Origin of the sequence: Simplicispira sp. (assembly GCF_028687295.1) — a bacterium.
Classification (GTDB): Bacteria; Pseudomonadota; Gammaproteobacteria; order Burkholderiales; family Burkholderiaceae_C; genus Simplicispira; species Simplicispira metamorpha.
Map to the genome: position 1 here is coordinate 1 of NZ_JAQUAL010000194.1, position 5,232 is coordinate 5,232.

5 protein-coding genes are annotated in these 5,232 nt (G+C 65.3%); 3 read left to right on the top strand and 2 right to left on the bottom strand.

Translation table 11 applies throughout. The annotated features are described in order from the left end of the window. From glmS to PHX69_RS15240, 3 genes are all read left to right on the top strand, one after another. Nucleotides 1-1,360, top strand: a 1,360-nt coding sequence (gene glmS, locus PHX69_RS15230; protein WP_288044852.1) for a glutamine--fructose-6-phosphate transaminase (isomerizing), incomplete at its 5' end; no start/stop codon positions are given. 173 nt (nt 1,361-1,533) lie between these two features. Next, a complete protein-coding gene (locus PHX69_RS15235; RefSeq protein ID WP_288044854.1) occupies nt 1,534-1,674 on the top strand; it encodes a hypothetical protein in 141 nt (46 codons plus the stop codon). Nucleotides 1,675-1,750: 76 nt separating this feature from the next. Next, the gene (locus tag PHX69_RS15240; protein ID WP_119013752.1) at nt 1,751-3,073 is read left to right on the top strand and encodes a hemolysin family protein; all 1,323 of its coding nucleotides are present in this window, start codon (nt 1,751-1,753) and stop codon (nt 3,071-3,073) included. 42 nt (nt 3,074-3,115) lie between these two features. Here the strand turns inward: PHX69_RS15240 and PHX69_RS15245 are convergent, their stop codons facing one another. Together PHX69_RS15245 and PHX69_RS15250 are read right to left on the bottom strand one after the other, a co-directional pair. Next, nucleotides 3,116-4,810 (bottom strand): AMP-binding protein, encoded by a 1,695-nt coding sequence (locus tag PHX69_RS15245; protein ID WP_288044857.1) that lies wholly within the window; start codon nt 4,808-4,810, stop codon nt 3,116-3,118. A 161-nt stretch (nt 4,811-4,971) separates the two neighbouring features. Next, on the bottom strand, nt 4,972-5,232 hold a 261-nt coding region (locus tag PHX69_RS15250; protein WP_288044860.1), incomplete at its 5' end, for an SPOR domain-containing protein.

Genomic DNA, 5,232 nt, shown 5'->3' on the forward strand with positions numbered 1-5,232 from the left:
CGTCATGCACCAGAACGAGCCGCACCGCGTGGTCGGCGCGCGCGCGGGATCGCCGCTGATTCTGGGCGTGGGCCAGGGCGGCGCAGAGCACTTTCTGGCCAGCGACGCCATGGCCCTGGCCGGTGTGACCGACCAGATCGTCTATCTGCAAGAGGGCGATGTGGTGGATTTGCAGCTGGGCCGCTACGCACTGGTGGGCGCCGATGGCCAGCCGCTGGACGCCGTGCAGCGCCCGGTGCGCACCGTGCAGGCGCACAGCGGCGCTGCCGAGCTGGGGCCGTACCGGCACTACATGCAAAAAGAAATTTTTGAGCAGCCACGCGCCATTGCCGACACGCTCGAAGGCGTGCAAGGCATCGTGCCCGCGCTGTTTGGCGATGGCGCCGCGCAGGTGTTTGAGCAGATCGATTCAGTGCTCATCCTGGCCTGCGGCACCAGTTACTACAGCGGCTGCACGGCCAAATACTGGCTGGAATCCATTGCCAAAATCCCCACCCAGGTCGAGGTGGCCAGCGAATACCGCTACCGCGAGTCGGTGCCCAATCCGCGCCAGCTCATCGTCACCATCAGCCAGTCGGGCGAAACGGCAGACACGCTGGCCGCGCTGCGCCACGCGCAAAGTCTGGGCCATGCGCACACGCTCACCATCTGCAACGTGGCCACCAGCGCCATGGTGCGCGAATGCGCGCTGGCCTACATCACCCGCGCCGGGGTGGAGATTGGCGTGGCCAGCACCAAGGCCTTCACCACGCAACTGGCCGGGCTGTTCTTGCTGACTCTGGCGCTGGCGCAAGCCAAGGGCCACCTCAGCGCCGCGCAAGAAGCCGCGCATTTGCAGGCCATGCGCCACCTGCCCGTGGCTTTGCAGGCCGTGCTGGCGCTCGAACCCCAAATCATTGGCTGGGCCGAAGACTTTGCCCGCATGCAAAACGCGCTGTTCCTGGGCCGGGGCCTGCACTACCCGATTGCGCTGGAGGGCGCGCTCAAGCTCAAAGAGATCAGCTACATCCACGCCGAGGCCTACCCGGCAGGTGAACTCAAACACGGCCCGCTGGCGCTGGTGACCAGTGCCATGCCGGTGGTCACGGTGGCGCCCAACGATGCGCTGCTGGAAAAGCTCAAAAGCAACATGCAGGAAGTGCGCGCGCGCGGTGGCGTGCTGTATGTGCTGGCCGACGCCGACACGCGCATCGAGAGCAGCGAGGGCCTGCACGTCATCCGCATGCCCGAGCACTACGGCGCGCTCTCGCCCATCCTGCACGTGGTTCCGCTGCAATTGCTGGCCTACCACACCGCCTGTGCGCTGGGGACAGATGTGGACAAGCCGCGCAACCTCGCCAAGAGCGTGACGGTCGAATGACCGGCATGCTCTTGGGGGCGCGCACGCGCCCACGCCAAAGGCGCGAGGTTTCTGGGTTTGTACGCCGCTCACTTCGCGCAGCGAAGTTATGCGGCGGCACAACCCCGCGTTTCGCCAAAAAACTGACTTTCAAATGCAAGCACGCCACGCGCTGGCTGGTGTTGGCCTTGTGCGTGCTTGGTACCACCGGCTGCGCCGTGGTGGCGGTGGCCGATGCTGCCGTGACGGTGGTGGCCACTGGCGTCAAAGTCGGTGCCAAAGCGGTGGGCGCCGTGGTCGATGTGGTGGTTCCCGACGGCGACGCAGAAAAATAAGGCCCAGCGGCGCAGTCATCGTGCCTCCTTACAATTCGGCACTTCACCACTTTCAGGGAGCGATGGCTCCCTTTGTATGGAAATAGCAATACTGTTCGCCCTCATCTGTCTCAATGGCCTGTTTGCCATGTCCGAGATTGCGCTGGTCACGGCGCGCAAGGCCAGGCTGCAAAAACTGATTGACGAGGGCGATAGCGGCGCCGCCGCCGCCGTACAGCTGGGTGAAGACCCCACCCGCTTTTTGTCCACCATCCAGATCGGCATCACCTCGATTGGTGTGCTCAACGGTATCGTGGGCGAGGCAGCGCTGGCGACCCCGCTGGCGGTGTGGCTGGAGGTGCTGGGTGTGCCCCAGCCCTACGCCAGCTACGGTGCCACGGGCCTGGTGGTGGTGTTGATCACTTACTTTTCCATCGTGGTGGGTGAGCTGGTGCCCAAACGCATCGGCCAGTCGTATCCCGAGACGTTTGCCCGCCTGGTGGCACGGCCCATCAATTTTCTGGCGGTGGCCACCAAGCCGTTTGTGCTGCTGCTGTCCACCTCCACGCGCACCCTGCTGCGCATGCTGGGGGTGAAAGAAACCAGCGGCAGCCCTGTGACCGAGGAAGAAATCCACGCCATGCTGGTCGAGGGCACCACCGCTGGCGTCATTGAGTCGCACGAGCACACCATGGTGCGCAACGTGTTTCGCCTGGACGACCGCCAGATTGGCTCGCTGATGGTGCCGCGCGGCGATGTGGTCTGCCTGGACCTTGACTTGTCGTTTGAAGAAAACCTGCGCCGCGTCGAGGAGTCTGACCACGCGCGCTTTCCGGTGGTGCGCGGTGGCATGGACAACATTCTGGGCGTGGTCAACGCGCGCCAGTGGCTGGCGCACACCCTGCGCGCGCAGGGCCACGGCCTAGCCGACCAGCCGCTGCAAACGGCGCTGTACGTGCCCGAAAGCATCACTGGCATGGAGTTGCTGGACAACTTCCGGCTGTCTGATGTCCACATGGCGTTTGTCATTGATGAATACGGCGAAGTGCAGGGCATCGTCACGTTGCAAGACCTGATTGAAGCCATTACCGGCGAATTCCAGCCGCGCGACCCCGAAACCTCGTGGGCCTTGCAGCGCGAAGATGGCAGTTGGCTGCTGGACGGCCACATCCCCGTGCCCGAGCTGAAAGACCGTCTGGAGCTGACCGCCGTGCCCGAAGAAGAGCGGGGCCGCTACCACACCCTCAGCGGCATGATCATGCTGCTGACCGGGCGCCTGCCCAAGGTCACGGACACCGTGCAGTGGGAGGGCTGGAAGCTCGAAGTGGTGGACATGGACGGCAAGACCATCGACAAAATCCTGGCCACCCGCATGCCCGAGCCCACGCTGGCCTCCGAGCGCGGCGACGCGGCCGACTGATTCTCTGGCGCCGGGCTGCGCTGCGCCCGGGTTGCGGCGCTTTCAGCCGTTTTGCCAGACCACCTCGCGCCCAGAGGCGACCCAATCGGCGTACTGCGCCCCGTACACGTTTTCGATGCGGTTGCGCTTGACCTTGAAGGTCGGGGTGATCAGGTCGTTGTCCACCGTCCAGGGCTGGCGTGCCACCACCAGGCATTGCAGCCGCTCATGGGGCTCCAGCGTGGCATTGACGCGGTGCAGGTGCCGCACCAGCGAGGCTTCCAGCGCGGCCTTGGCCGCCGCGTCACCCAGGCACTGCATGGCCTGCGCGTTGAGCATGACGATGCCCAAGGGCTGGCCCAGGCTGCCACTGCCGCTGACCACACAGGCTTCGATGGACTTGTGCATGACCAGTTTGTCTTCGATGGGGGCGGGGGCCACGTACTTGCCCTTGCTGGTCTTGAACAGGTCTTTCACGCGCCCGGTGATGTGCAGCCAGCCGTGGTTGTCGATGAAGCCTTGGTCGCCCGTGCGCAGCCAGCCATCGGGGGTGAAGGCATCTCGCGTGAGTTCGGGGGCTTTGTAGTAACCCAGCATCAGGGCCTGGCTGCGCATCTGGATTTCGCCCGATTCGGGGTCGATGCGGTGCTCCACGCCGTCGTAGGGCGGGCCTACGGTGCCTTCCTGGTTGATGCCGGGTACGGTCAGGTGGGAGATGGCCAGGTTCTCGGTCATGCCGTAGCCCTCGTTGATGGGCAGGCCGATACCGCGAAACCACTGCAACAGCGCCAGTGGCATGGGCGCGGCGCCGCCAGCGGCCATGCGACATTGCGCCAACCCCAGTCCGTGCAGGATTTTGCGCCGCACCAACGTGCCCACCAGTGGCAGGCGCAGCAGCAGCTTGAGCCGTGCGGGAGAGAGCTTTTGGTGGATGCCGTTCTGGAACTTCACCCACAGGCGCGGTACGGAGAAAAAAACCGTGGGCCGTGCGCGCTGCAAGTCGGTGGTGAAGGTGTCCAGCGATTCAGCGAAGTACACCCTGAAGCCCGTTTGCAGCCAGCCGTGTTCGATCAGCAGGCGCTCGACCACATGGGCCAGGGGCAGGTAGGACAACAGCCGGTCTGATGGCCCCATGGGAATGCGCCGCAGCCCCTGCTCGATGGCCCAGGCAAAGTTGCCAAAGCTGTGCATCACGCCCTTGGGCACGCCGGTGGTGCCCGAGGTGTAGATGAGCGTGGCCAGGTCGTCGGCGGGCCGGGTGGGTTCGCCCGCCAGCGGTGCGGTGTGGGTGCAGATGGCATCCCAGGCACTGCATCGCCTGCTGGCACCGGGTGGCGACAGGGGGTAGCTGATGCAGGGCAGGTCGGTGGGTACGCCCGGCGCCATGTGCTCCCACTCGTCCAGCTTGCCAATAAAGCAGGCGCGTGCCTCGCTGTGCCGCAGGATGTGCGCCAGCGTGTCCGGGCCCAGCGTGGGGTATAGCGGCACCGAGACATGGCCCGCCATCCAGATGGCCAGGTCGCTCATCAGCCACCAGGCGCAGTTTTTGGACAGGATGGCCACCTTGGAGCCGCTCTCCCAGCCCTGGGCCTGCAAGTGTGCGGCCATGCGGCGTACCTGGTCGGCCACTTGTGACCACGTCAGCTCCAGCACAGCGCCCTGGCCCAGGGGCTGCACCAGCGCAATCTGCCCGGGCTGCGTGTGCTCCCAGTGGTAAAGGCGTTGCAGTGCCAGCAGTGCGGGGGAAATGGTGCGCATGGCGTGTCTCCTGAAAGGGTTCTGGAGCCTGCGGGCCAGCCATGAGCCCGCGCTCCAGTATAGGGACGACACCCCCGTTTTGACCAGCCATGGCCACCACCCTGGTGTGGCCGCTGTGCGCGTATGCGCGCAGCAGCTTTTGCTGCACGCGCCGCGCGCGATCAGCGGCGGTACACCACCGCTTCCAGCCGCATTTTGCGCAGGCTGGCGGCGGCGCGGTCGGCTTGTTCACGGCTGTAGAAAGGCCCCACGCGCACCCGGTGGTAAGTGTTCTGGTTGCCAGTGACTTCTTGCTGTACAGCGGGCAGGCCGCTGCCGGTGATGATCAGGAGCACCCTGGCGGCGTTGCTGGCATCGGCAAACGAACCGGTGTTGATGAAGTAGCTGTGCGCCGGGGTGTCGGCGCTGTCGGTTGCCGCCGC